At 70.3% G+C, this 24,602-nt stretch carries 22 protein-coding genes; 10 read left to right on the forward strand and 12 right to left on the reverse strand.

Features of this window, described 5'->3' with window-relative positions; genetic code table 11:
- The first annotated feature begins 321 nt into the window (after window positions 1-321).
- Window positions 322-1,773, forward strand: coding sequence for a DUF222 domain-containing protein (locus ACWEV3_RS11180; RefSeq protein WP_452613716.1), 1,452 nt, complete (start codon window positions 322-324; stop codon window positions 1,771-1,773).
- 357 nt (window positions 1,774-2,130) lie between these two features.
- On the opposite strand, the gene ACWEV3_RS11185 is transcribed toward ACWEV3_RS11180, so the two are convergent.
- Window positions 2,131-2,559 carry a hypothetical protein gene (locus tag ACWEV3_RS11185; RefSeq protein ID WP_452613717.1) on the reverse strand — a complete coding sequence of 143 codons (429 nt, stop codon included), beginning with the start codon at window positions 2,557-2,559 and terminating at the stop codon, window positions 2,131-2,133.
- Window positions 2,560-2,670: 111 nt separating this feature from the next.
- On the opposite strand from ACWEV3_RS11185, the gene ACWEV3_RS11190 reads away from it, so the two are divergent.
- Window positions 2,671-3,252 (forward strand): peroxidase-related enzyme, encoded by a 582-nt coding sequence (locus ACWEV3_RS11190; protein ID WP_452613718.1) that lies wholly within the window; start codon window positions 2,671-2,673, stop codon window positions 3,250-3,252.
- A 7-nt stretch (window positions 3,253-3,259) separates the two neighbouring features.
- Here the strand turns inward: ACWEV3_RS11190 and ACWEV3_RS11195 are convergent, their stop codons facing one another.
- Window positions 3,260-3,754, reverse strand: a complete 495-nt coding sequence (locus ACWEV3_RS11195; protein WP_452613719.1) for a MarR family winged helix-turn-helix transcriptional regulator — start codon at window positions 3,752-3,754, stop codon at window positions 3,260-3,262.
- Between the two features lie 85 nt (window positions 3,755-3,839).
- On the opposite strand from ACWEV3_RS11195, the gene ACWEV3_RS11200 reads away from it, so the two are divergent.
- The 3 genes from ACWEV3_RS11200 (at window position 3,840) to ACWEV3_RS11210 (ending at window position 7,504) form a co-directional block, all read left to right on the forward strand.
- Window positions 3,840-4,574, forward strand: a complete 735-nt coding sequence (locus ACWEV3_RS11200; protein WP_452613720.1) for an SDR family NAD(P)-dependent oxidoreductase — start codon at window positions 3,840-3,842, stop codon at window positions 4,572-4,574.
- Window positions 4,575-5,083: 509 nt separating this feature from the next.
- Window positions 5,084-6,094, forward strand: a complete 1,011-nt coding sequence (locus ACWEV3_RS11205) for a tryptophan dimethylallyltransferase family protein (RefSeq protein ID WP_452613721.1) — start codon at window positions 5,084-5,086, stop codon at window positions 6,092-6,094.
- A gap of 33 nt (window positions 6,095-6,127) precedes the next feature.
- Complete coding sequence (locus tag ACWEV3_RS11210) at window positions 6,128-7,504, forward strand: tryptophanase (RefSeq protein WP_452613722.1); 1,377 nt, start codon at window positions 6,128-6,130, stop codon at window positions 7,502-7,504.
- Between the two features lie 61 nt (window positions 7,505-7,565).
- Here ACWEV3_RS11210 and ACWEV3_RS11215 read toward each other — a convergent pair whose 3' ends face one another.
- From ACWEV3_RS11215 to ACWEV3_RS11235, 5 genes are all read right to left on the reverse strand, one after another.
- Window positions 7,566-8,114: a GTP-binding protein gene (locus tag ACWEV3_RS11215; RefSeq protein WP_397527200.1), complete on the reverse strand. Its 549-nt coding sequence runs from the start codon at window positions 8,112-8,114 to the stop codon at window positions 7,566-7,568.
- Between the two features lie 79 nt (window positions 8,115-8,193).
- Window positions 8,194-8,553, reverse strand: a complete 360-nt coding sequence (locus ACWEV3_RS11220; protein WP_093259859.1) for a DUF742 domain-containing protein — start codon at window positions 8,551-8,553, stop codon at window positions 8,194-8,196.
- Window positions 8,554-8,555: 2 nt separating this feature from the next.
- Window positions 8,556-8,972, reverse strand: coding sequence for a roadblock/LC7 domain-containing protein (locus ACWEV3_RS11225; protein WP_132481011.1), 417 nt, complete (start codon window positions 8,970-8,972; stop codon window positions 8,556-8,558).
- A 37-nt stretch (window positions 8,973-9,009) separates the two neighbouring features.
- Window positions 9,010-11,517 carry a sensor histidine kinase gene (locus ACWEV3_RS11230; RefSeq protein ID WP_452613723.1) on the reverse strand — a complete coding sequence of 836 codons (2,508 nt, stop codon included), beginning with the start codon at window positions 11,515-11,517 and terminating at the stop codon, window positions 9,010-9,012.
- Window positions 11,518-11,784: 267 nt separating this feature from the next.
- Window positions 11,785-11,922 (reverse strand): hypothetical protein, encoded by a 138-nt coding sequence (locus ACWEV3_RS11235; protein ID WP_452613724.1) that lies wholly within the window; start codon window positions 11,920-11,922, stop codon window positions 11,785-11,787.
- Window positions 11,923-12,171: 249 nt separating this feature from the next.
- Here ACWEV3_RS11235 and ACWEV3_RS11240 point away from each other — a divergent pair, with 249 nt between their 5' ends.
- Entirely contained in the window at window positions 12,172-13,002 is an 831-nt protein-coding gene (locus ACWEV3_RS11240) for a polysaccharide lyase (RefSeq protein ID WP_452613725.1), read from the forward strand.
- Window positions 13,003-13,056: 54 nt separating this feature from the next.
- Here ACWEV3_RS11240 and ACWEV3_RS11245 read toward each other — a convergent pair whose 3' ends face one another.
- Together ACWEV3_RS11245 and ACWEV3_RS11250 are read right to left on the reverse strand one after the other, a co-directional pair.
- The gene (locus ACWEV3_RS11245) at window positions 13,057-14,196 is read right to left on the reverse strand and encodes a hypothetical protein (RefSeq protein ID WP_452613726.1); all 1,140 of its coding nucleotides are present in this window, start codon (window positions 14,194-14,196) and stop codon (window positions 13,057-13,059) included.
- Between the two features lies 1 nt (window position 14,197).
- Window positions 14,198-15,691, reverse strand: a complete 1,494-nt coding sequence (locus ACWEV3_RS11250; RefSeq protein ID WP_452613938.1) for a sodium:solute symporter family protein — start codon at window positions 15,689-15,691, stop codon at window positions 14,198-14,200.
- Window positions 15,692-15,837: 146 nt separating this feature from the next.
- On the opposite strand from ACWEV3_RS11250, the gene ACWEV3_RS11255 reads away from it, so the two are divergent.
- The 3 genes from ACWEV3_RS11255 to ACWEV3_RS11265 all read left to right on the forward strand — a co-directional run bounded on the left by ACWEV3_RS11255 (window position 15,838) and on the right by ACWEV3_RS11265 (window position 18,383).
- Window positions 15,838-16,626, forward strand: a complete 789-nt coding sequence (locus ACWEV3_RS11255; protein WP_452613939.1) for an IclR family transcriptional regulator — start codon at window positions 15,838-15,840, stop codon at window positions 16,624-16,626.
- A 68-nt stretch (window positions 16,627-16,694) separates the two neighbouring features.
- On the forward strand, window positions 16,695-17,444 hold the full coding sequence (locus ACWEV3_RS11260; RefSeq protein ID WP_452613940.1) for an NAD-dependent epimerase/dehydratase family protein: 750 nt from the start codon (window positions 16,695-16,697) through the stop codon (window positions 17,442-17,444).
- A gap of 135 nt (window positions 17,445-17,579) precedes the next feature.
- Complete coding sequence (locus ACWEV3_RS11265) at window positions 17,580-18,383, forward strand: IclR family transcriptional regulator (RefSeq protein WP_452613727.1); 804 nt, start codon at window positions 17,580-17,582, stop codon at window positions 18,381-18,383.
- Between the two features lie 5 nt (window positions 18,384-18,388).
- Here the strand turns inward: ACWEV3_RS11265 and ACWEV3_RS11270 are convergent, their stop codons facing one another.
- The 3 genes from ACWEV3_RS11270 to ACWEV3_RS11280 are packed head-to-tail and all read right to left on the reverse strand — an operon-like array spanning window position 18,389 to window position 22,888.
- Window positions 18,389-19,942, reverse strand: coding sequence for a hypothetical protein (locus ACWEV3_RS11270; protein WP_452613728.1), 1,554 nt, complete (start codon window positions 19,940-19,942; stop codon window positions 18,389-18,391).
- Entirely contained in the window at window positions 19,939-21,552 is a 1,614-nt protein-coding gene (locus ACWEV3_RS11275; protein WP_452613729.1) for an amidohydrolase, read from the reverse strand. Before ACWEV3_RS11275 ends, ACWEV3_RS11270 begins: the two co-directional genes overlap by 4 nt.
- Window positions 21,553-21,580: 28 nt before the next feature.
- Window positions 21,581-22,888: an MFS transporter gene (locus ACWEV3_RS11280; protein WP_452613730.1), complete on the reverse strand. Its 1,308-nt coding sequence runs from the start codon at window positions 22,886-22,888 to the stop codon at window positions 21,581-21,583.
- A gap of 133 nt (window positions 22,889-23,021) precedes the next feature.
- Between ACWEV3_RS11280 and ACWEV3_RS11285 the strand changes: the two genes are divergently transcribed.
- Window positions 23,022-24,560, forward strand: a complete 1,539-nt coding sequence (locus tag ACWEV3_RS11285; RefSeq protein ID WP_452613731.1) for a PucR family transcriptional regulator — start codon at window positions 23,022-23,024, stop codon at window positions 24,558-24,560.
- The last annotated feature ends 42 nt before the right edge of the window (window positions 24,561-24,602 follow it).

Raw genomic sequence — 24,602 nt, forward strand, 5'->3', positions numbered from 1 at the left:
CCCGGCCTCGCGGCCGCCCCTTCGGGGTTTCAGGCTTGACATCCGACCCGCAGCCCCAGAGCGGCTTTGTATCGCGGGGATGGCCCGGAGTGGGCTGGCCCGTTCGCGGCTTGCGTTGCGGGGTGGGCGTTTTCGGGTTTGTTGAGGCCGGTGGAGTTTTGGTTTCGGGGTGATCCGTCACAGGGGTCCGGCCATTGCTGGGATGGCGCGACTTCGCGGGAAATCAGCCCTGGTCTCCGGGTGCGGAGCGCCTTGCCGATGGCGGCGCGGTGGCTTTGGTAGTGGATGCGGGTCGCCTTCGGCGTGTCGTGACCGTTTCCCTTGACACCGCGCGGTTTTCGTCGCCTGTGGCGGGGTGTTTCACCTGATCAAGCGACCATAAAAACAGTGCGAACACGTGTTCTAGTGCGGGACAATTGTGGCATGACACCGCTACTGAACACCCAGGACACGACTGTGCAGGCCATGCCTCAGCAGTCGGCGGTGTCGTGCACCGATGCCGAACTCGCGACCCGCATCCAAGAGCTAGAAGCCGAGATGCGGGTGCTGATGTGGGAACAGCTGCAATACATCGCCGAAGCCGACCATCGGGCCATCCACACCGAGACCACCGCCCGATCGCTGCAAGTCTGGTTGCAGGGGCTGCTCAACATCGACCCGCGTGACGCGAAAACCCGCGTCACAGTCGCCCGCAACGTCGAAGACCGACGGACCCAATATGGCGAGGCTATGCCCCCTGATCTGCCCGATACGGCTCAAGCCCTGGCCGAAGGCGCGATCGGGCTGGAACACGCGCGTGTCATCGTCAACGGAATCCGCCGTTTGCCCGAGTACGCGCGCTGTCACCAAGTCGCCAAGGTCGAAACAACCCTCGCCGGATATGCGCGGACGATGCCGCCGAGGGAACTGGAGAAACTCGCCGAACGCATCCGCTACCTCCTCGACCAAGACGGCGCCTACCGCGACGAGGAAACCCAGCACGAAGCACGAGAGCTGTACTACGGCACCACCCGGGACGGCATGACCGTCATCAAAGCGAAACTGGACCGCGAGACCGGGGCGAAATTCGCCGCGCTCATGCAACCGCTGGCCGCACCCCGACCCGAGATCGACGGCGAGAAAGACCCCCGCACGGCCGGGCAGCGGAACGCCGACGGGTTCGCCGCGTTGCTGGATCTGGCGCTGGACCACGACGGGATGCCCCGCACCGGCGGGCAGCGGCCGCAGATGACCATCGCCATCGACTTCGACGACCTCAAGCGGGGCTTGGAGATCATCGGCGAGGACGGCATGCCCGGCACACTCAACACCGAACGCGCCATCACCGCCCACAACGCCCGCCGCATCGCCTGCGACGCCGAAATCCTGCCGATGGTTCTCAGCGGTGAGAGTCTGCCCCTGGATGTGGGCCGGGCGAAACGCACCGCACCCACCCACATCCGCGCCGCACTACTCCGACGCGATGGCGTGTGCGCCTTCCCGGAGTGTGACCGGCCGCCGGGGACACCCGAAGCGCACCACGTTCAGCATTGGGTCGACGGTGGTGCGACCGACGTGGACAACATGGTGATGCTCTGCGGTCACCATCACCGCACGCTTCACAACCAACGCTGGGACATCGCCATGCGTGGTGGGAGGCCCGAGTTCATCCCACCGACCACAGTGGACCCCAGACGAACACCCAGACCAGGCGGCAGAGCACTGCCCACCCAACACCGCGAGTACCTCCGGGAGCTCATCCCCACACCACGGGACCCGGCGGGCGAACCATGACGCCCGAATGCAGTTCAGATCGTTCCAGTTGACGCTTGAGGCTTACTAGAGCGCCACTTGAGCCAATGACGCCGAGAACAGCAACGGGCCGCTCAACAGCAGTTAACGCTCCGTAATTCGAACGTAGTGACGAGAAGATCCGCGTCGTGATCGATCCGAACCGTCGCGCCCCTGCGAGATCGGCCGACACTGTTGTCGTGGCGATCTCGTCGCCCGCGCTCTTCTCCTTGATCAAACGGCCGGTTCATTCACCACCGCAATAGAACAACGATCAAGCGGCACCGTCGCTCGCACTGCCGATGTTCGGGAGCTTGGGCATTGCTCGCCCGCGCCCCGAAGCGACTGGGCGGGTGACGGTCAGCGGCGGGGTCCGGGACGGCCACCTGCGGGGCGCTGCTGCTGCCTGGACCCCTGACCTGCCGGGTTGCGTCGCGGTTGGTTGGCGACGCGCGTTGCGTTGTTCCGGGCCGCGCCTCCGCGCGGGGCTGCCGCGCGCTGGGGCGGGGCCTGGCGCGCCGGCCTGCGGGCAGGCTCTCGGGCGGGCTCGCGGCGGCGGGGCGGTTCCGGCTCGCGGCGCGGGCGGTAGGACTTGCGGCGGCTGTTCACCCACAGGTCGAAGCCCACCAGCACCAGTGCGGCGATCAGCAGCATCAAGCCCAGCAGTGGCACTCCGATGAGCGTCGTCACCAACGCCAGGACCAGCATCGGCACCACGGGGATCCAGACGAACCGATCGATCCGGCTCAGGACCCCCGAAGAACCGCCACGGTCCCCATCACGTGCCATCAAGACTCTCGCTTCCACTCTTCGCCCCTGGCCGGGGAAGTCTACCGGAGCCCGTCCGACCTCAGCCCCGACGCCATCGACTGTTCGCCGCCGCAGTAATACCGTGCCCGCATGGGCAACGAGATCAGCAGGTTCGGGTCGGTTCCGTTGACAGACCTCCCCGAGGACCTCCGGGACCGGATCGGCGCCATCGCGGAGAAGTCCGGGTTCGTGCCCAACGTGTTCCTCGCGCTCGGCCACCGGCCGGCCGAGCTTCGCGCGTTCTGCGACTACCACGACGCGCTGATGGAACGCGACTCCAGCCTGTCGAAGGCCGAGCGGGAACTCGTCGTGGTGGCCACCTCGGCGGCCAACCACTGCACGTACTGCGTCGTTGCGCACGGCGCGATCCTCCGGGTGCGGGCGAAGGACGACCAGCTCGCGGACCTGGTGGCCGCAAACCCGTGGGGAGCGTCGCTGAGCGACCGGCAGCGAGCCATCGTCGACCTCGCCCTGTCCGTCGCGCAGGACTCGGCGCGCTTCGGCGAGCGCGAGCTCGCTGCGGCCCGCGCTGCGGGATTGTCCGACGACGAGATCTGGGACGTCGGCGCGATCACCGCGTTCTTCGCCATGTCCAACCGGCTGGCGCACCTGATGGCGCTTCGCCCGAACGACGAGTTCTTCCTGATGGGTCGCGTGCCCCGGGAGAAGTGAGCTCGCCTCAGTCCCGGCTCATCTGGGCCAGCAGGTCGCGCAGCAGCCCCTCCAGCTGTCGCTGATCGTCGGCCGACATCCCGGCGAGCAGCTGCCGCTCCCGGCCGATCAGCACCTCGATGTTCCGTTCGATGACCTGGTGCCCTCGCGGCGTCAGCTCGACCGTCACCGTCCGCTTGCCGGACGCCGACCGCTGCGACCGCACCAGGCCCGACTCCTCCGCCCTGGTCACGCGCTGCGTGATCGCCCCTCCGCTGACCAGGCAGTTCTCCGCGATCTCGGCCGGGCTCAGCCGGTATGGCGATCCGGCGCGGCGCAGCGTTGCGAGCAGGTCGAGGATCGCGTTGTCGATGCCCAGCTCGGCCAGCACCCGGCGCCGCTCGTCGGTCAGCAGCTTGGCTATGCGCAGGATCCTGGCGACCACCCCGATGGAGTCCACCGGCATGCCCGGGCGTTCTCGCGCCCACTGGTCGACGATCTCGTCCACGGCGTCGCTGCTCATGCGCCCAGTCTAGATCGGTTGTCTTTAGGCCTAAAGACGAGCTAGCATCGAGTCAGTCTTTAGACCTAAAGAACTAGGAGGAAGCATGCCTCGCAATGCAGTGATCACCGGCGGCGGGACCGGGATCGGCCGCGCCGCCGCCTCCCGCCTGGTGGCCGCCGGTGATCAGGTCGTGCTGCTCGGCCGGCGCCCCGAGAGGCTCGCCGAGGCGGTCGCCGAACTCGGCCCGGCCTCGCGAGCGGTGCCGGTCGACGCCACCGATCCAGCCGCCTTGCAGGCCGCGCTGGGCGAGCTCCCCGAGCGGGTCGACGTGCTGGTCAACGCCGCCGGCGGGAACACCGATCTCGTCGACGGCACTCCGGCTGCGGACGACCTCAAGGCCGTTCGCGACTCGTGGTCCGCCAACTTCGAGGCGAACGTGCTCAGCGCCGTGCTCGTCACGCACGCCCTGCTGCCCCGGCTCGCCGACGACGCCCGCATCGTCAACCTGGGCTCGGTCACCGCGCGATCCGGGCAGGGCAGCTACGGCGCCGTCAAGGCCACGCTGGAGCCCTGGACGTCCGAACTGGCCTTCCAGCTCGGCACCCGCGGCATCACCGCCAACGTCGTCTCCCCCGGCCCGACCGAGGGCACCGACTTCTTCCGCGGCGGCGACTTCCCCGCCGCGCGCCGGGAGTTCGTCGCCTCGCGGTCCGCCGACGGCCGCCTCGGCCGCGTCGACGAGGTCGCCGCGCTCATCGCGTTCCTGGCCTCGCCCGAGGCCTCGCACATCACCGGCCAGGTCCTGCACGTCAGCGGCGGCATGCACCTCGGCCGGTGACACCGGACCCCCCGGCGGGTGAGCCCACCACTCGCCGGGGCCGACCCGGATTCCGGTTCGCAATTGTCGAGATTGTCGACATTACGACCAATCCATTGTTGCCTCAGCCAACCAATCGGACGTGAACACGGCCTTCCGGAACAGTCAAGCCGGGATGAACTTCGAAATAGTTACCGGCCGTGATTAGCGAGAGTTCCAATTGGAGTCCCTAGCAGTTTCAATCCGCTTAGTGAACCTTCGTTTCATTACAAGTTGATCTCGGAGATGTGGCCACAAGCTGCCGTAACGCTACGTATTCGCGTCGAGTTCCGTCAGGTGGATTAGGGGATGCGAAAGATCACCCCTCGAGGGGTGGCGAGCCTGCAATCGGCGTATTATCGTGACCGGCCGTCACTTGAATCCGAAACTTGTCGCATGACGAAATCGCACGGATCGGGGTTCCAATGCGCGCTGTCGATGCCACGCTGGGTGAAGTAGCCGGAAACCAGTTGCAGAACCTCTGTCGCATAGTGGGCATCGATGAGACCGATCCCGTCCGCTTACTAGGGGACGTCCTCTCCGCCACCCGGTCCAGACCGCTGTCCCAGCCTCCCCTGTGGCCGTCCGATGTGGCCGACGACAACACCCCCGTCGAGTTCTCCGTCCAGTTCGAGGACAACGGCTCGCGGCACCTCCGGATCCTCGCCGAGACCATCCCCGCCGCCCCCGGCCCCGCCGCGAACCTGCAGGCCGCCCGCGACCTGATCGACTCCCTGGCCGGCCGGTACGACCTGTCCCTGGACCGGCTGCGCTCCGTGCAGGACCTCTTCTCCAGCGCCTCCCCGCAGGGCAAGTTCTCCTGGTGGTTCTCGCTGATCTTCACCCCCGACGGCGCGCCGAAGTTCAAGGTGTACTTCAACCCCGAGGTGTGCGGCGCGGAGTCGGCCCCGCACCTGGTGGAAGAGGCGTTCGCCCGCCTCGGGCTGCCCGAGGCCTACTCGACGATCAGCAAGTACGCGCTGCAGCGCGGCGAGCTCGACCGCCTGACGTTCTTCGCCGTCGACCTGGACCACAGCCCGCAGTCACGGGTGAAGCTCTACGTCAGCCAGCACGCCGCGCGGCCCGCCGATGCCGAGTTCGCCGCCTCCGCCGTGCCCTGCATCGACCCGGCGCTGGCGCGCCACCTGTGCTCGGTGCTCGCCCCCGGCACCGAGGTCTTCACCGGCCGGCCGCTGATCTCCAGCTACTCCTTCGTCGAAGGGGACCACGAGAAGCCCAGCAACTACAGCCTCTACCTGCCGATCCGCGACTACGTGCCCAACGACGCCGTCGCGCGGGAACGGGTGCAGCAACATCTCCGCATGCACCGCATCGACCCGGCCGTGGTCGACGAGGTGATCGATGCGGTCACGGATCGGCGGCTGGAGGACAACGCGGGCCTGCTCGCGCACGTGTCGCTCCGGCTGAGCCCGAACCGGACCGGGACCACCGTGTACGTCTCCTCCGAGGCGTACGGCGGGACGCCCCGGCGGGACCGGTAACCCACTCCGAATCCATTGAGGAGCAACGCCAACATGCCGCACCTCCGCCCATTCGTCGCCGCCGTCGTGCGGCCGATCCCGATCACCACTCGGGAACAGCGGATCCAAGAACTGGACCGCGCCGGGCACAACCCGTTCAACATCCAGGCCGACCGGGTCAGCATCGATCTGCTGTCCGACTCCGGCACCGGCGCGGTGTCGGTCGACCAGCAGGCCTGGGCGCAGCGGGCGGACGAGCGATACGCGGGTGCGGAGTCGTACTACCGGTTCCGCGAATCGGTGCGCGACATCGTGCCGTACCGGCACGTGATGCCGGTGCACCAGGGCCGGGCCGCCGAGCGAGTGCTGTTCACCGCGCTGCTCGGCCCCGGCAAGATCAGCCTCAGCAACACCCACTTCGACACCACCCGGGCCAACGTGGAGCGGCTGGGCGCCGCGGCGTGGGACCTGCCCTGCCCGGAGGCGCAGGACCTCGACGCCGATCTGCCGTTCAAGGGCAACATCGACGTCGAGGCGGTGCGCAACGTCCTCGCCGGGCCGGACGGCCACCGCGTCGGGCAGATCCTGGTCACCATCACCAACAACGGCGGCGGCGGGCAGCCGGTGTCGATGGCCAACCTGGAGGCGATCAGCGCGGTCGCCCGCGCGCACGGCGTGCCGCTGATCCTGGACGCCGCCCGCTTCGCCGAGAACGCCTGGCTGGTCACCCAGCGGGAGCCCGGCTACGAGCAGTGGAGCCCGCGGGCCGTGGCGCGGCGCGCGTTCGAGCTCGCCGACGGCGCGGTGGCGAGCCTCAAGAAGGACGGCCTGTCGCCGGAAGGCGCGTTCATCGGCCTGCACGACACCGACCTGGCCGACCGCTGCGAGGTCGACATCATCGCCACCGAGGGCTTCCGCACCTACGGCGGCCTCACCGGCCACACCCTGGAGCAGCTCGCCCAAGGCCTGCGCGAGGTGCTGGACCCGCACTACCTCGCCGACCGCGAGCGGGAGGCCGCGTTCCTGGCCGACCGCGCGCGCGAAGTCGGGGTGGACACGGTGCGCCCGTCGGGCCTGCACGGCATCTACCTCAACGCGGGCCGCCTGCTGCCGCACCTGCAGCCGCGCCACTTCCCCGGTCACTCGCTGGCCTGCGCGCTGTACCGGGAGGGCGGGATCCGCGCCGCCGAGCTGGGTTCGCTGTACCTCGGCGAGCTGGACGCGAACAACGAGCTGGTCACCCCGGCGCCGTTCGAACTCGTCCGGCTGGCGCTGCCGCGCCGCGTCTACGACCACAGCCACCTGGAGTACGTGGCCGACATCCTCGCCGGGATCGCCAAGAACCCCGAGCGGGTGCCGGGCTACCGGATCAGCCACGCGCCGCAGGTGCTGCGGCACTTCCGCTGCCGAACCGAACCGATCGCGGTCTGAAACACCGAAAAAGGGGCGTGGCCGGGAAGATCCCGGCCACGCCCCTTTTTAGCCGCACACCTCAGCCGACGTCCGCCGGCGCCCGGTCGATCGCGTGGCGCACCAGCGTGATCAGCGTGTTCTTCGCGAGCTCGCGGTCGCGGGCGTCGCAGATCACGATCGGCACCTCCGGCGGGATGACCAGCGCCTCGCGCACCTCCTCCGGCTCGTAGTGGTACGCGTCGTCGAAGATGTTGACCGCCACCACGAACGGGATGCCGCGCCGCTCGAAGAAGTCCACCGAGGCGAACGCCTCTTCCAGCTTCCGGGTGTCGACCAGCACGACGGCGCCGACCGCACCGAGCGCCAGGTCGTTCCACAGTGGCCAGAACCGGTTCTGGCCCGGCGCGCCGAACAGGTACAGCACGATCTCTTCCGAGATGGTGATGCGCCCGAAGTCCAGCGCGACCGTGGTGGTCTCCTTGCGCTCGACGCCGGTGAGGTCGTCGACGCCTTCGCTGGCGACGGTCATCTCCTCTTCGGTGGTCAGCGGCGGAATCTCGCTCACCGCACCGACGAGGGTCGTCTTCCCCACCCCGAAACCGCCCGCGACGACCAGCTTCACGGGAATCGGCGCCGCGTTGGACTCGCCGCCGCGGTCGGACGACGAGCCGCCGTCTCTGTTCTGGGGTGACCGGCCTCCGGCCAATCTAGAGTCTGCAAAGCCCACGGTAAACCTGCTCCAAGATGTCTCGGCTGACTTCTGTACGAGGCGAGCGCACGAAGACGGCGCCATGGTCGAGCAGGTCGCCGCACAGGACCCGGACCACGCCCAACGGCTGGGTCAGCATGACGCTCAGCTCCGCCAGCGACACCGGACGCATGCACGCGTCCAGGATCAGCCGGTGCTCGGGGGCCAGCTCCAGCCTCGGCGCCTCCGGGCGCGGCTCGGCGGTGATCACCTGCGTCGCCGTGTCGAGCCGCGTGTGCTTGCCGGGGGTGCGACCGCGCGTGATCGTGTACGGGCGGACTATCGGGCCCGCTTCATCGTCATACCACGCCTCGTCCACGGTCAGAACCTTTCCGCCGCCACGCCGCGAAGTTCCCGCGGAGCGGCCGACAAGAAGGTGCCGACCCGGGTGATCAGCCGGCCCATCTCGTAGGCCACCAGCTCGATGTCCGCCTCGGACGCGCTGAGCACGGCCAGACAGGCACCGTTGCCGGCGGCGGAGATGAACAGGAAGCCGCGCTCCATCTCGACGTGCGTCTGCGCCACCACGCCGCGGCCGAAGTCCTTGCTGACGCCCTTGCCGATGCTGCGCATGCTCGACGACGCGGCCGCCAGCTTGTCGGCGGAGTCGCGGTCCAGCCCGGCCGACTTGGCGATCACCAAACCGTCGTTGGACAACACCACGGCGTGGTCCGCGCCGTGCACGCCCTGCACGAAGTCGTCCAGCAACCAACTCAGTTTCGAAGCTGTTTCGGTCATGCCCACCTCACACACACTTGCTCTTTGTCTGGTCTGCTCACGAGCGGTCGTCGGGCGTGTCGCCGAAGCCGCCTCGGAACGCCCGCCGGAAGCCCGCCAGCTTGCTCGGAGAGGCGACGATGGCCTGCTCCTCCTGGTCCGGGTCGTCCCGCAGCCCATCCGCGAGGTGGGTCTGCGGCACGCGCTTGGGCAGCGGCGGACGGCCGCCCGCAGCCCGCCGCCGTTCCGATGAAGGCATCGGGGCCGGGGCCGGAGCCGGAGTCGGCTCCGGCGGCAGGGGCTCGAACTGCGTCGTGGCTGGGTTCGCTTGCGGGATCGGCTCCGACGCGGGCCACTCGTAAGTGGTTTCAGCCGGTTTCGGCTCCGGTGCCGAGGGCGCTTGGGTGGGCTGGTCGGTCATGACACCATTCCAGCTCAACTCCCGCGGCCGCGGCACCACCGCCGGTTCGGCGAGTTGGTGTTTGCCGCCACTGTTGATGTGACCGCCGCCACTCCCGTTGCCGTTCAGCGCGCCGTTCCCACCATTGCTGAGCGGCGGGAACGCGCCGCCACCGTTGCTGGTGGTGACCGCCGTGTCGGCCTCCAGGATGCGGTCCGGGAACAGCACCGTGGCGCGGGTTCCGCCGTAGGCCGAGATGCCGAACTCCACGGCGATCTCGCGGCGGTGCGCCAGTCGCGCGGCGGTGAACAGGCCAAGCTGCTCGGCCTTGTTGTTCTCCAGCACCAGCCGGTCGAACTCCGGCGGCTCGGACATCATCGAGTTGGCCCGGTCGCGGGTCCCCGGGTCCATGCCGAGGCCCTGGTCGGCGATGTCGACCGCGACACCGCGCGCCACCGCGGTGGCGTCCACGTGCACCTGGGTGTTCGGCGGCGAGAACGCGGTCGCGTTGTCGATCAGCTCGGAGATCAGGTGGATCGCGTCGCCGACGGCGGCGCCGTTGACCATCACCTCCGGGACGTGCCCGATGACCACGCGCGAGTACTGGTCGATCTCGGAGACCGACGAGCGCAGCACGTCCATCAGCGCGACCGGCCGGCTCCACCGGCGGCCCGGCTGCTGGTCACCGAGGACCAGCAGGTTCTCGACCGTGCGCCGGGCGCGGGTGGTCGAGTTGTCCAGGTCGAACAGCTTCGCCAGCTGCGCGGAGTTCTCCTCGTTGCGCTCCAGCTGGTCGATGGTGCCGTGCATGTGCCGCAGCAGCCGCTGGATTCGGTGCGCCATGCCGACGAACACCACTCGCGCGCCCTGCCGGGCACGGGTTTCACCGACGGCCGCGTGGACCGCTTCCTCCTGGAACAGCTGGATGGCTTGCGCCACCTGGCCGACCTCGTCGGTGCCGTAGTGCGCCAGCGGGACCATCTCGGTTTCCACGTTGACGGACTCGCCGTCGCGCAGCCGGCGCACGACGTCGGGCAGCTTCTCGGCCATCGCCAGCGACTCGGTGCGCAGGTCCTGCAGCCGGGTCAGCAGCGCCTCGTCGACGACCGTGCGGTAGACGCGGCGGGCGAAGAGGAACGACACGACCGCGACGGCGAGGGCGGCGAGGCTGCCCCACAGCACGTTCCACAGCGTGGCCGTACCGCTGGCGACACCGCCCTGCGAAACCTCGTCGGCCTGCTTGAACACCAGGTCGGACATGCCGGCGCCGACCTCGTTGGTGATGCGCTGCCATTCGTCCGGCCGCACCGGCGGGTTGCCGCCCTTGAACGAGCCCTGGGCGATGATCCGGTTCTCGGCGTCGACCAACTGCTTCCAGGCCGGGCTTTCGACCAGGCGCTGGTAGTCGGCCCGCACGCCGGGCAGGACGCTGTTGGCGTTCACCGCCATCGTCGTGTGGTGGGCGTCGATGTAGTTCACCAGCAGGCGGTACTGGTCGGGCGTCAGCTCATTGGCGGTCAGCGCGGTGCCGACCAGCGCCGCCTCCCGGGAGAACATGTCGGAGGCCCGGAACAGCGAGGTCGCGGCGAGACCGCCCTGCAGCGTTTCGGGGTCCGGCACGATCCGGGACTGGACGTCGAACAGGCCGGTGGCGGTGTCGAACAGCCCGTTGTAGAACTCGTTGATCTCGTTGGCCGAGGCCTGGCCGTTGGAGATCCGGGCTCGGAGGTCGGGCAGCCGCTCGAAGTAGCCGGTCAGCTGTCGCATCGGCTGCTGGACTTCGGCCGGGGCCGAGTCGATGAGCGAACCGGCCTCCGCCTGCATCGCGGCCAGCGCCTCGTCGGTTTCCTTCTGCTGCGCAGCGAGTTCGGCGCTGCCGGTGCCGGGCCGCGTGATCATTTCGAGGCTGCGCAGGCGTTCCCGCTGCACGTGGTCCAGGGCCGTCACCGCGGGCAGCGACATCTGCCGGACGCTGGCGGCGACCTGCTGGGTGTAGATGGCCTCGAAGGCGAACAGCGAGCAGCCGAAGACCCAGAGGACGCCGACGACGACCCACGGGATGGCGACCGCCCACGTGAGCCGGGATCTGATCGAGGTGTCGGAGCGTTTCGCCCGGCGTCTCCTCGCTTCTCCAGGGGGTGCGAAAGACTCGTTTTGGGTTGTCACTTCCAAGCACTTTCCATCGTCTTGTCCCGCCCGCGCCCGGGCGAGACGATCTGAACGTCGTGCGGACGCGTGTCATGGCGCAGTGGTATCCGCGGGGCGCTCCTCTCCACTTCCACGTCCGTGTCCCCCTGGTGCGAACGCACTGTATCGGATCAAGATCACTCGATCGAGATCGGAGTCACGCGTTCTAGTCGTAACTCCGAGCACATCGCGTACGGAACGTGAAAGTTCACCGAACCGGACCTGTTTTGTAACCGGATCGGTGGCCTATAGAGGCGAAGGGCCGCACCCGGGCGTGTCGGAGCCGGTGGCCCGGAAGTGCAAGCCCTCGTCGCGGGCGCCGCGCACCTCCACGTCGTCGATCACGTTGTTGCTGGATCGGTCGAGCACGATGCCCTTCGCCACCGGAACCGGTCGTGCGGCGGGCCGCCACCGCCGGGGAAAACCGGTCGACGCCGAACAGGCGTGGCGCAGCGCGGGAAAATCGTCAATGCCGCGATCACATTCTTGAACGGCACCGGAAATTCGGGGCGGAAACCGTTGCCGGGCTTGACCGATCGCCCTTTTCTGGTGTCTGCTTTGCGATTGCCGGGATTCTCCCGGCAGACCGTACCGCCGCCCGGTCGACGTCGAATCGGATGCGAGGTGTACGACGTGAGGAAACGACGTGCTTTCCGGCGGATGAGCGGTCTGGCCGGGTTGTCGCTGGTTGCCGTGCTGGCGCTGGCCGCCCTGCCCGCGGCCGCGGCTCCCGGCGCGCCGGCGGCCGAGCCGTGGACCGGCGGATTCGCCGATTTCCCCGGTGATTCCTGGAAGCAGCGGTGGGGTTTCGTCGCCGAGGGCGACTGGGGCTTCGACCGGATGCGGCCGCAGGGCGAGGAGCTCGACGTGTTCTACGGCAAGGGCTCGTCGGCGCCGTCGTGCGGTGACTGCCCGAGCGAAGGCGGCGGGCAGTTCTACACCGACTTCCGCTCGATCGGCCGCGACGACCTGGCCGACGCCGCGGTCCTGAACCTCAGCTACCAGGTGCGATTCCCCAGCGACTGGGACTTCGGCGAACGCGGCGGCAAGCTGCCCGGCCTCTACGGCGGGCCGCCCGGCCAGGCCAGCGGCGGCCAGCACGGCGACGCGTGGTCGACCCGGTACATGTGGCGGATCCGCAGCGACGAGCCGAAGGCCACGGTGTACGTCTACGACCCGTCGCAGGGCGACGGCTACGGCAAGGACGTCGGGCTGGGCTCGTGGGCGTGGCAGGCCGACGGCCAGTGGCACACCGTGGAGCAGTCGGTGGACCGCAACAGCGGCACCATCGCGATCCGGTACGACGGCCAGGAAGTGCTGCGCGAGCAGGGCATCCAGGACGTCGCCGGAATCCCGTTCTCGGGAATCTTCTTCTCCACGTTCTTCGGCGGTCACGACACTTCTTGGGGCCCGAGCCGGGATGTGCACGCGCAGTTCCGCGACTTCCGGGTGAGCACCGGCTGATTCGCAATTCGTGCGGCAATTCCCGAATTCGCGACCGGTGTCGTTCCCGCCGGCTCATTCCGGCCGGCCGTGGGCCTGCTTCACGGCTCTGCGCAGGTCCGGCCAGCGGGCGGGCCCGGCCAGCCCGAGGTGGTAGAGGTGCAGCTCGGCGGCGCCGGCCCGCCCCAGCTCCCGGACGTACCCGGCGATATCGGGCACTTCGGGCCCGGCCGCCGTCACGTAGGCGCCGACGTCCACTGTGCCCGGTATCGATCCGGCCGCGGCGGCGACGTTCGCGATCGTCGCCGCGCCGGGCACCCAGCAGGGCAGCACGACGGCGTCGACGTCGTGGACGGCCTGCGGGGTGAGCCCCGGCAGCGCTCCCGTCACCCACGGGTCGATCGCGCCGTGCAGCACCACGCGCCGGTCGCCGCCGATCTCCTTGAGCACGTCCTGCCGCAGCCGGTCGGTCGCTCGCTGCCGGGTCGACAGGAACGCCGCGCGGAGTTCGCCGGGCAGCCGGTCCTCGGTGGCGGTGAGGTCGCCTTCGGCGATGAGCCGCCGGATCTCCTCGCGCAGCAGCGCGCGGGCGGCCTCCGGCAGCACGTCGTGCTCGGCCCAGCCGGCGGCGCACGCGGCGCAGCAGCACACCGAGAGCAGCCGGGCCGCGGCGGGCGGCCACACCGCGTCGGTCTTCTCGTGCTGGTGCTGGTGGATCGCGCCGAGCTGCCCGCACGCCTCCAGCACGACGGACCGGACATCCAGCTCCGCCAGGGATTCCGCGGTCAGCCGGGCGGCGAACGCCCGCACCTCCTCCTGAGCCGGGCACAACGCCCAGGGATAGGTCTCCCCGAAGCAGTTCTGCACCGCGAACTCGGGAAACTCCGTTCCCAGCGAGGAGTTGTGCGTCAGCACCAGCCACGCGGCGGCCGGGATCCCGGCCGCCGCCAGAGCGCGGATCGCGTCTCCGGCGCTGTCGGCGGAGTCGACCCAGTCGGCGGGCGCGGGCCGCAGCCTGCCCCACCCGTCGCGGATCGGCCGGTAGAGCGCCGCGTGCCGGGCGGTGACGCTGGTGCCCTGCTTCGACCACGGCGTCGCCGCCCGCGCGCTGTGGTAGGACACCGCGACCGCGACCTCGTCGACGCCGAGATCCCGCACCCGGTCGGCGAATTCCGGCCCCACGTCCCACGGATAGGCGTAACCCGTCACGTGCACGTCAGCCCACCTCCGCCGGTGCGGCCGCGGCCGACTCCTGGTCCAGGGCTTCGAGCATCTCGTCGACCCGCTCGGTGCGCTCCGAGGCGATCAGGCCCAGGCCGACGTACAGCGCCAGCGACACCAGGATCGGGGTGGCGACGGTGGCGGTGGGACCGGCGTCGAGGCCGTAGTAGAGGACGCCGTAGGTGAGCAGCCCGCCGGCCCAGGACACGATGGCCGCCCGCGAGCCGCACCGCCGGAACCACGGCAGCATGCCCAGCAGCAGCGGCACCGAGATCGGGCCCATCAGCGCCGCGACCCAGGAGACCACGATGGACAGCACGCCGCCGAGGTGCTCCGCCTGGGTGGCCACGACCATGCTCAGCGCGATGAAGCCGAAGGTGGCGATGCGGCCGGTGCGCAACCGCTGGAACTCGTCGAACCCGCGCGCCTTCCGCCACAGCACCGGCAGCATGTCGCGGGTGATCACCGAGGAGATCGCGTTGGCGTCCGAGGCGACCATGGCCATGGTGTGCGAGAACATCCCGGCCAGCACCAGCCCGATCATGCCCGGCGGCAGCAGCGCCTGCGTCATCGCCGCGTACGAGGTGGTCGGGTCGGCGAGGTCCGGCACGAACAGCGGCGCGGCGAACATCGGGAACATCAGCACCAGCGGCCAGACCAGGTACAGGGCGGCGGAGAGCACCGCGCCGCGCCGGGCCGCGCGGGAGTCGGGCGCGGCCATGTAGCGCTGCGCCAGGTTCCACATGCCGCCGTTGTACTCCAGCGTCTTCACCAGCACGTACACCAGCAGGAACACCGTGGTGTACTGCCCGGTGACCGGCGAGGTGTGCCCCGCGGGCAGCCGGTCCCAGAGCGTCCACAACCCAGAGACGCCGCCGAGTTCGGCCAGCACCGCCCAGATCATCACGATCCCGGCCGCCGCCTGGATGACGAACTGGCCGAAGTCGGTCAGCGCGTCGGCCCACAGGCCGCCGGCCGTGCAGTACAGCAGGGTGACGGTGCCGGTGATGACGATGCCCCAGATCAGCGGCAGCCCGGCGAAGGAGTGCAGCAGCACCGCCACCGCGAACCACTTGGCCGCGACGTCGAAGACCTTCAGCGACGAGCCGCTCCAGGCCAGCACCTGCTGGGTGGGGATGTTGTAGCGGCGGGCCAGGAATTCCAGCGGCGACGCCACGCCGAAGCGGGCGCGCAGGCGGTTCCAGCGGGCCGCGAACAGCCACGATCCGATGGCCACGCCGATGCCGATGCTGGCGAATCCCCAGAAGTAGACCGTGATGCCGTCGGTGTAGGCCACGCCCGCGTAGGCGACGAACAGCACGGCGCTGTAACCGGACATGTGGTGCGAGATCCCGGCCAGCCACCAGGGCATCCGGCCGCCGGCGATGAAGAAGTCCTTGTCGGTCTTGACCCTGCGGTGCGACCACCAGCCGATGACCAGCATCAGGCCGAAGTAGCCGCACACCGTTGTCCAGTCGAGAGCATGCACCTGGCCGATCCCTTCGGCGTTCACATACTTGAATGGATAATAGGTTTGTGAATTAATTCGACTATCGGAAACATGCCGGAGGACGCTAGTATGACCGCGATCACATGTCAACCGGCGTCTGGGCGCTGCCCGGGGAGGAGGTCGGCATGCCGGCCCGCATCGCCACCACGACGGATTCGGCCGGGGTGAAGTCGGCGCGACGCACCATCGAGCTGCTGGAAACCTTCGCCGGGCACGAATCCTGGCTGTCGCTGGCCGAACTGCACGCCCGCACCGGCATCCCGCGCTCCAGCCTCCACGGCCTGCTGCGCACCCTGCTGGAAACCGGCTGGCTGCAGGCCGACCGCACGGAAACCCGCTACCGGCTCGGCATCCGCACGCTGATCTGCGGCACCGCCTACCTCGACCGCGACCCGGTGGTGCCCTACGCGACCGAGGCGATGGAGCAGGTCCGCGAGCAAACCGGGTTCACCACGCACTACGCGCGCCGCAACGGCAACGAGGTCGTCTACCTGGAAAGCCGCGAGTCCCGGCGCTCGGTGCACCTGATCTCCCGCGTCGGCCGCACGCTGCCCGCGCACGCCACCGCCCTGGGCAAGGCGCTGCTGGCCGAGCTGACCCGCGACGAGGTCGCCGCGCTCTGCGCCGGCCCGCTGCCCGCGCTCACCGCGAACACCATCGTCGAACTCCCCGCCCTGCACGCGGAATGCGCGCTGATCCGCGACCGCGGTTTCGCCGCGGAACTGGAGGAGGGCACCACTGGGATCCGCTGCGTGGCCGCCGTGGTGCCCTACCGCATCCCCGGCACCGACGCGATGAGCTGCTCGATGCCCACCGACCAGGCCACCGACGCCGACGCCCGGCACGTCGCCGAGCTGCTGGCGCGCACCACCGCCGAACTCGGCCAGCGCCTGCGCCGGGCCGGAATCCGCTGAACGCAGAAGGGAAAGCCACGTTGCAGCAACGCATTCTGATCACCGGCGCGGCCGGGGTCGTCGGCACCATGATGCGGTCCCGGCTGCGCCGCGAGGGCCGCGTCCTGCGGCTGCTCGACCGCGCGCCGCTGCCGCCCGCAGAGCCCGGCGAAGCCGTCGAGGCGGTCACCGGAACGCTGACCGACCCGGATGTGATGGCCGCCGCCTGCGAGGGCGTCGACGCGATCGTGCACCTCGGCGGCCACAGCCGGGAGAACTCGTGGGCGGAGACCCTCGCGGTGAACATCGACGGCACGCGCACCGTGCTGGAAGCGGCCCGGAAAGCCGGTGTCGGCCGGGTGATCCTGGCCTCCAGCAACCACGCCGCCGGGTTCCGCCTGGTCGCCGACGCGGGGCCGGACGGCCTGCCCGCGGATTCGCCCGCGCGGCCGGACACCTACTACGGCGTGAGCAAGGCCGCGATCGAGGCGCTGGGCAGCCTGTACCACTCGCGGTTCGGCATCGACGTGATCTGCATCCGCATCGGCGCCTGCTTCGAGCGCCCGGCGGACGTGCGCGCCCTGTCGCTGTGGCTCTCCCCCGACGACGCGGGCCGCCTCTTCGAGGCGTGCCTGGGCCATCCGTCGCCGGGCTACCGCGTGATCTGGGGCGTCTCGGCCAACACCCGCGGGGTCTGCTCCCTGGCCGAGGCGGCGGAACTGGGCTACCGCCCGCAGGACGACTCGGAGCGGTTCGCCGCGGAGGCCGCCCCGTCCGACGCCTCGGCCCGCTACCTGGGCGGCCCGTTCACCACCGCCGCCCTCGGCGAGCCGAACTGACCGCAGTTTCAATTGAAACTGCCATCCTCCGTGCACCGGGACCGGCCGACTGCCTGAACAGTATTCATGTATGCGAACGGATCGTTCGGCTGGCTAGGATCGTGGCACTGCCGTGGAGCGAAGGAGGATGCGGGGATGCCTCAGCCTGCCGATGTTTCCAGCGCGGCGGGCGGTACCGACGCCGCCGGCGTGAAGTCCGCCCGCCGCGCGATCGACCTGGTCGAGACCTTCGCCGCGCAACCGTCCTGGCTGTCGCTGTCCGATCTGCACGTCCAGACCGGATTCCCGCGCTCCAGCCTGCACGGGCTGCTGCGCACGCTGCTCGACGCGGGCTGGCTGGAGGCGGATTCCAGCAACACCCGGTACCGGCTCGGCGTCCGCGCGCTGATCTGCGGCACGGCCTACCTCGACCGCGACCCGGCGATCCGCTACGCCACCGAAGCGCTTGAAGAGCTGCGCGAGCGGACGGGCTTCACCACGCATTACGCCCGCCTGATCGGAAACCAGGTGATCTACCTGGAAACCCGCGAGTCGGCGAACTCGACGTACCTGACGTCCAAGATCGGCCGCACGCTGCCCGCGCACGCCACCGCCCTGGGCAAGGCACTGCTGGCGGAGCTGACAGGCGAAGAGGTGGCCGAGCTGCTCCCCGACCCGCTTCCCGCGCTCACGCCGAACACCCTGGTGTCGCTGGACGGCGTCCTGGAGGCATGCGCGACGGCGCAGGAACGCGGCTACGCGGCGGAAGTCGAGGAGGGCACGCCCGGCATCCGCTGCGTGGCGGCGGTGGTGCCCTACCGGATCCCGGGCACGGACGCGATCAGCTGCTCGATGCCGATCGAGCAGACGACGGACGCGAAGGCGCGGAAGGTGGGCGAGCTCCTGGTGAAGGTCACCGCACAGCTCGCCCAACGCCTCCGCCGCGAAGGCATCCGCTGACGCCTTCAGGCTCCTTGCCAGCCCGAACCTCGGGCGGTGGTCACGTACTCCGGCCACGGGTAGTCGTGCGGGGCCTCGAAGTCCTTGGGCAGCAACGGATCCGGCGCCTCCGCGCGGCGCTCCTCGAACTCCGCCCTGGCCGCCGCCAGTGTCTCCGGGCTGCGGGCCAGGTCCAGGAGGGTTCCGGCGATCGTCTTGGCCGCGCAGATGATCGTCGGGTCGATCGTCGCCGGGATGCCGCCGAGGGCGTTCATCGCCCAACTCGGCGTGGGGCGGCCGTCGATCGGGGCCAGCGCCGGGCGGGCGATGTAGAGGCGGGCCGTCGGGGCGTAGTGGGTCATCTCGACGTAGTCGTCGGACGTCCAGTTCCGTTGTGCCGGCGGGATGTTCTCGCGCAGCAGGCGTTCCGCCTCGACCGGTTCGACCAGCCGGGAGCACTCGGCGAGCAGCGGGTTCTCGGTCGGCTCGACGCCGAGCGAGCGCTGCACCTCCCGCGCCACCTCGACCGCCTCCGGGCCGTACTCCGGCGGCCCGACCTGCGCCAGGTTCCGGTAGGCCACCTCCGCCATCGCGTGGTTGGCCAGGCCCGGCCGGTTCCGCGACACCCAGCGGGTTTCGAGGCGGCAGTGCGCCGTGCGGGCTGCCGCCTCCGCGTTCGCGTCGAGCACCCGCAGCACCTGCTCGGCCGTGGCGATGTCCGGGCAGCGCCAGGAGTACTGGATCTGGGCGATCCCCGCCGGGAGGTTGTCCGCGGTGGCGTTGCCCGCGCTCAGGATCGCCTCGGACAGCGACCAGCCACCGAACGCCGGGGCCATCGAGTCCTGTGTGGACTTCGTCAGCGAGTACATCGTCATCAGCGCGGCGTTCGCGCCGGGCGCGCGGGCCGCCGAGTGGGACGCCGGGATCGGGCTGCCCGGGTCCGCGACGCCCCAGGTTTCCGGTTCGTCGCAGCGGAAGCTGTAGATTCGGCTGTAGTACGCGCCGCAGTGCGTGTCCCACCGGACCGTGTTGCACAGCGGCAGCATGTAGAACGGGTGGAAGCTGATGATCGCGTCCACGTCGTCGTAGTAGCCGCGCAGCCCGTGCACGACCTTGGAGCCCTGCACCTTCTCGGCCGGTTCCCCGGTGTAGCGGATCGTGCCGCCGATCCCGTTGCGCTGCATCGCTTCCTTCGCCGCCAGGACGGCTCCCAGGGTGCTGATGCCCAACGCCGAGTGCGGGTCGGTGTGCCCGGGCGCGTGCGGGCTGACGCCGGAGCGCGGTTCGGGGCGCGGCGTGCCTGCCTGGCAGTTGCCCGGCACCGCGTCGTACTCGGCGTAGGTCAGCAGCGTCGGGCCCGGGCCGTTGCGCCAGGTCGCGGAGAACGCCGTGGGCATTCCGCCGCTGCCTTCCTCGACCTCGAAGCCCTCGCTCCGCAGCAGGTCCACGTACCAGGCCGCCGAGCGGTACTCCCGCCACGCGGGCTCGGCCAGCTCCCAGATCCGGCCGTGCCACTCGGAGAGCCGGGACCGGTTGCGGTCCACCCAATCCCACGCGGCGGATTTCGCGGTGTCGCTCATGCCCGGTACGCCACCTCTCCGTCGAGGATCGTGCAGTGCGCGTCGACCTTCCGCAGGTCCTCGTCCGCCGTGGTGCGCAGGTCGTGGTCGAGCACGACGAGGTCGGCGAGCTTGCCCGGCGCGAGCGAACCGAGGCGGTCTTCCAGCCGCAGGGCGTAGGCGGCGTCCAGGGTGTGCGCGCGCAGCGCCTCGTCCAGGCTCATCGCCTGCGCGGCACCGATCTCACCGCCCTCCCGGGTGCGCCGGCAGACCGCGTTGGCGATGGTCTCCATCGGGCGCAGGCTGGAGACGAACGAATCGCTGGAGAGCACCGGCACCACGCCGGCGTCCAGCTCCTCCCGGATCGGCTGCAGCCGGTGCGCGCGCTCGGGGCCGAGGCGGCGCACGAAGTCGGTGCCGCTGTCGTAGAGGAAGTTCGGCTGGTTCACCGCCACCGCGCCGAGATCGGCGAGCATCCGCACCTGCTCCCGGGTCGGGTAGCCGCAGTGCTCGATGCGCGGCCGCGGGTCGTCGCCGGCCACCCGCACGGCCTCCACGAGCCCGTCGATGGTGTTCTGCATCGCGAGGTCGCCCTGCGTGTGCACCGCGACCTGCCAGCCCGCCTCCGACGCCCGGCGCAGCAGGTCGGTGAGCTGCTCGGGCTGCCAGTACGAGCTGCCGGTGAACTCGCCGCGCTCCCCGTACGGCTCGCGGAACAGCGCGGTGCCGCCGAGCAGGCTGCCGTCGGAGTAGAACTTCATCGCCCCGAGCCGCAGCCAGTCGTCGCCGAACGGGCCCGCGAGGCCGAGCGCGGTGAGGCCGTCGAGCTGGTGCGACAGCGGCATGCAGACGGTGCGCAGCGGCAGCGCGCCCACGGCCTTCGCCGCCCGGTAGACCAGCATCTCGCGCCGGGACACCTGCGGGTCGCACACCGTGGTGACGCCGGCGGACAGGTAGTTGTCGCGGGCATCGGCGAGCCAGCCGAGCAGCTGCTCGTGCGGCAGGTCGGTGTGGAAGTTGGGACCGTGGCAGCCGATGTCGGCGGCCAGCGGCAGCAGCAGCTCCATCGCGCTGTCCAGCACCATGCCGGTCAGCCGGCCGCCCTCGTCGCGGACGAACGCGCCGCCCGCCGGGTCGGCCACGTCGGTGACGATGCCGCGCCACTTCAGCGCGGCGCTGTTGACGACCGCCTGGTGGCCGGAGACGTGGTAGATGATCACCGGGTGCTCGGTGGTCGCCTCGTCCAGCTGGGTCCGGGTGACCCGGCCCTCCGGGTACTTCGCGTCGTCCATGCCGAACGCCCGGATCCACTGGCCCGCCGGGGCGCTCGCGGCCGCCTTCGCGATCGCCGCCACCAGGTCGGCCGCGCTGGACACCCCGGGACTGCGCACGTTCACCGCCGCCAGCGACTCCGCGGTGGACAGCAGGTGGTTGTGCGGGTCGATGAACCCGGGCACCACGGTCCGGCCGCCGGCGTCGAGCTCCACCGCGCCGGGGCCCGCCGCGGCGCGGACCTCGGATTCCGCGCCGCAGAGCAGGATCTTGCCGTCGCGGATGGCAACGGCCTCCGCGCGCGGCCGACGCTCGTCCACGGTGCGGACGTCGGCGTGCGTGATGACCAAAGTGGACACGGTTGACCTTTCGAATCGTTCGGGAACTTCAGGCGCGCTGGGTGATGGCGGCTGGTTCGTCGTCGACCTGCCGGGCCTTGGCCGTGCAGGCGATCGCGACCAGGCACATCACCACCAGCAGCACCACCACCGGCATCGGGGTGCCGAACGCCGCCAGCAGCGCGGTGCAGGCGATCGGCGCCAAGCCGCCGAAGACCGCCCCGGCGATCTGGTAGGACAGCGAGATGCCGGTGTAGCGGACGCGCGGTTCGAACATCTCCGCCATGATCTTCGGCAGCGGGCCGTAGGTGCCGGACATGCCGACGCGCATCACCAGCAGCAGCGCGACGATCAGCGCGACGTTCCCGCTGGGCACCACCAGGAACTGCGGCGCGGCCAGCACGGCCACCGCGATCAGCCCGCCGATCACGATCCGCCGGGCGCCGACGCGGTCGCCGAACCAGGAGGTGATCAGCGTCGCGACGATCTCCAGGAACGCGGCCGCGCTCAGCGCGTTGAGCATCACCGTCTCGGACACGCCGATCTCCGGCGTGGTGGCGTAGGCGAGCAGGAACGTCGTGACGATGTAGTAGCCGCCGACTGCGACCGGCAGCGCGCCGATGCCCATCAGCACCGACCGCCACGAGGTCCGCAGCACCTCCTTGACCGGGGCCTCGTTCGAGGTGTCCTGCTCCCGCAGGGCCTCGGCGAACACCGGGGACTCCTCCACCCGCAGCCGGATCACCAGCCCCACCAGCACCAGCACCGCCGACGCCAGGAACGGGATCCGCCACGCCCAGCTCAGGAGCGCCTCCTCGCCGAAGGCCGACACGATGCTGAACGCGCCGGTGGCCAGCAGCGCCCCGGCGGAGTTGCCGATCTGCGGGAAGGATCCGAAGAAGGTCTTGCGGTGCTCCGGCGCGTGCTCGACGGCGATCAGCGCCGCGCCGCCCCACTCGCCGCCGACCGCGAGGCCCTGGATGAACCGCAGCACCACGAGCGCGATCGGCGCGAACGGCCCGATGGTGTCGTAGGTCGGCATCAGGCCCACCAGGAACGTCACCGCACCCATGATCAACAGGGTCGTGACCAGCGCGGACTTGCGGCCGACCCGGTCGCCGAAGTGCCCGAACACGATGCCGCCGAGCGGCCGGGCGAAGAACCCGACGGCCAGCACCGCGAACGAGGCCATCATGCCCACGAACGGGTCGGCGGTGGTCGGGAAGAACAGCTTGCCGAGCACCAGCGAGGCGGCGGTGGCGTAGACGTAGAAGTCGTACCACTCGATGGTCGTGCCCACGAACGATGCGAACGCGGCCCTGACGGCCATTCGCGGTGACGCGGTCGAATCGCTCATGAAGTCCTCCGTCGGCGCTGGGAGCGAGTGCAGCGACTGTAGGACCGCAGGCGGAAAAACACCCTGGGCGAACCGTACACTTTCGCAGTCTGAGTTGGGCGATTCGCACAAGGGTTGATCTATGGCGCTGCGGATGGCGGATGTCCTGGGCCTGCCGGGACTGGACCTGCGCCTGCTGGCCGGGGCGGGCGGGCTGCACCGGGAGGTGCGCTGGGCGCACGTCATCGAGCTGACCGACCCGGTGCCGTGGCTGCGCGGCGGCGAGCTCGTGCTGACGGTCGGGCTCGGCCTGCCGGACGACCCGCGGGGCCAGCGCGACTACGTGCGGCGGCTGGCCGACGCGGGGTGCGCGGGCCTCGGCTTCCCGCCCGGCGAGATCCGCACAGAGCTCCCACCCGCAGTTCTGGAGGCCGCCGACGAATGCGACTTCCCGGTGGTCGCGGCCATCGAGAGCACGCCGTTCATCGCGATCACCGAAGCCGTCGCCCAGTGGTACGCCGACCACCGCTCCCGCCAGGAGCGGCAGGCGCTCAAGGCGCAGGACGCGATGGCTCGGGCGGCACTGCGCTCCGGGCCCGCCGGGATCGTGCGCGAGCTCGCCGCCGGCACCGGTGGCGAGGTGCTGCTGCTCGACTCCGCCGGTCACGTGCGCGCGACGGAGCCGCCGGAGCGCCGCGACTGGCACGAGGCGGTGCGCGCGGCCGTGCGGCGCGGCACGCGCGGAGCGCTCGGAACGACCTTCGGCGACTGGGAGATCCACGTGGCGAGCACCGGCATCTCGGGCAGCCCGAGCGGCTGGCTCGCGGTGGCGTCCGCGCCGCCGGTCGCCGCGCACGTGCGGATCCTCGCCAACCACGCGGCCAACCTCGTCGGCGTCGGCGTCGAAGGCGTGCGCTCGGCGCACGCGAAGACCCACCAGCAGCGCGCAGCGTTCTTCGCCGCCGCGCTGGAGGAGAACTCGGCGACGCTGTGGGACCGGCTGGAGGACGCGTGCCCGCTGCCTCCCCCGCCTTACGAGGTGGTGGCGCTGCGCGCCGGCGGCGCCGAGCCGCCGAAGCTGGCGCGGATCGTGCTGGACACCCTCGCCGAGGTCATCGATGACACGGCGCTGGAGGAACGGCTGGTGGTCTGCCCGCTACCGGAGGCTCTGGTCGTCGTCCTCCCCGACGCGAACCCCAGGACCGGCCGCGCGCTGACCGAGCGGCTGAACGCGCGGGCCGGGCAGGTTCGCGCGGGAGCGGCGACCGCCCGGGACCGGACCGAGCTGCCCGCGACGATCTACCGCGCCACGAGTGCGATCTCCCGCTCCGAAGACGTCTACCGGCACGCCGACGAGCTCGCCGCGAGCACCCTGTTCCAAGGCGTCTTCGACGGCCCGGCGGTCGACCGCTTCGTCGACTCCGCGTTGGAACCGTTGCGCCGTCAGGACGAACGCCGCCGCGCGGGCACCCCGAGCCTCGTGGACTGCGTGCGGACTTTCCTGGACGAAGGCCAGAACCTGGAGGCGGCGGCGCGAAAGCTCGACATCCACCGAAACACGCTGCGCTCCCGCCTGCGCACCGCCGAGCGCGTCACCAACCGCTCCCTCGACCACCCCCAGGACCGCCTGGAGCTCTGGCTCGCGACCACTCTGGAGCGTCCGGACGCGACGGCCGATTACCGCCAGACTTGATCTGCCTTCGCCGGAAGTATTGGGCTCGTCCGAGAAAACGGC

Source organism: Saccharopolyspora sp. NPDC003752 (genome assembly GCF_053605825.1).

Bases quoted from the DNA above. Each gene is read 5' to 3' on its own strand.
- ACWEV3_RS11185 (WP_452613717.1), bottom strand. From the start codon at position 2,559: ATGGCACGTGATGGGGACCGTGGCGGTTCTTCGGGGGTCCTGAGCCGG.
- ACWEV3_RS11190 (WP_452613718.1), top strand. From the start codon at position 2,671: ATGGGCAACGAGATCAGCAGGTTCGGGTCGGTTCCGTTGACAGACCTC.
- ACWEV3_RS11195 (WP_452613719.1), bottom strand. From the start codon at position 3,754: ATGAGCAGCGACGCCGTGGACGAGATCGTCGACCAGTGGGCGCGAGAA.
- ACWEV3_RS11200 (WP_452613720.1), top strand. From the start codon at position 3,840: ATGCCTCGCAATGCAGTGATCACCGGCGGCGGGACCGGGATCGGCCGC.
- ACWEV3_RS11210 (WP_452613722.1), top strand. From the start codon at position 6,128: ATGCCGCACCTCCGCCCATTCGTCGCCGCCGTCGTGCGGCCGATCCCG.
- ACWEV3_RS11225 (WP_132481011.1), bottom strand. From the start codon at position 8,972: ATGACCGAAACAGCTTCGAAACTGAGTTGGTTGCTGGACGACTTCGTG.
- ACWEV3_RS11255 (WP_452613939.1), top strand. From the start codon at position 15,838: ATGCCGGCCCGCATCGCCACCACGACGGATTCGGCCGGGGTGAAGTCG.
- ACWEV3_RS11260 (WP_452613940.1), top strand. From the start codon at position 16,695: ATGATGCGGTCCCGGCTGCGCCGCGAGGGCCGCGTCCTGCGGCTGCTC.
- ACWEV3_RS11265 (WP_452613727.1), top strand. From the start codon at position 17,580: ATGCCTCAGCCTGCCGATGTTTCCAGCGCGGCGGGCGGTACCGACGCC.
- ACWEV3_RS11270 (WP_452613728.1), bottom strand. From the start codon at position 19,942: ATGAGCGACACCGCGAAATCCGCCGCGTGGGATTGGGTGGACCGCAAC.
- ACWEV3_RS11280 (WP_452613730.1), bottom strand. From the start codon at position 22,888: ATGAGCGATTCGACCGCGTCACCGCGAATGGCCGTCAGGGCCGCGTTC.
- ACWEV3_RS11285 (WP_452613731.1), top strand. From the start codon at position 23,022: ATGGCGGATGTCCTGGGCCTGCCGGGACTGGACCTGCGCCTGCTGGCC.